This window comes from Pseudoalteromonas sp., assembly GCF_036960685.1.
GTDB lineage: Bacteria > Pseudomonadota > Gammaproteobacteria > Enterobacterales > Alteromonadaceae > Pseudoalteromonas.
The window spans coordinates 1-573 of the sequence record NZ_JBALXK010000075.1 but is presented as its reverse complement, the minus strand read 5'-3'; the positions used below and the strand labels follow the sequence as shown (position 1 = coordinate 573).

Sequence of the window (573 nt, the reverse complement as noted above, 5' to 3'; positions counted from 1 at the left end):
CAAGTGGATTCAGCTAGCAACTTTAGGGAATAAGGTCATGGCTTTCAAAAAAACACTTCTATCTTTAGCTATTCTCAGTACGTCTACCTCAATAGCACTCGCTTCGTCTGAAGGTCCGAGTGAGGAGGCCAAAAAGTACTCGCCCCCAGCAAATGTTGAGCATGCAACCAATGTCTATTGGGGCGACTCGCACCTACACACAGGACTTTCATTGGATGCTGGCCTTTTTGGTAATACGCTGGGTCCGGATGATGCTTACCGCTTACCGCTTACCGCTTACCGCTTACCGCTTACCGCTTAGCGCGGGGTGGGAAAATTACCGCCTCCAGCGGTTCCCCGGTACAGCTGTCACGGCCTTTAGACTGGCTTATCGTAACTGACCATACCGACTTAATGGGTGTTGCCTCCGATATAAAGGCCGGCACCCCGAATATTCTTGCTGAGCCAAAAGCTAAAGAATGGCACGAGGGCTTTAAAAAGGGCGGAAAGGCCGCCGGTGAAGCGGCTTTTGACCTGATAGGCAACTTTGCACAAATGACATTGCCAGAACAAATAGTGAGCGATTATAGTCCC

2 protein-coding genes are annotated in these 573 nt (G+C 50.1%); both read left to right on the top strand.

The features are described from left to right. On the top strand, positions 1–301 hold a 301-nt coding region (locus V7783_RS21115; RefSeq protein ID WP_335680397.1), incomplete at its 5' end, for a DUF3604 domain-containing protein. Between the two features lie 14 nt (positions 302–315). Further along, positions 316–573 (top strand): DUF3604 domain-containing protein (locus V7783_RS21110; protein ID WP_335680398.1); only part of this gene is annotated, 258 nt, incomplete at its 3' end.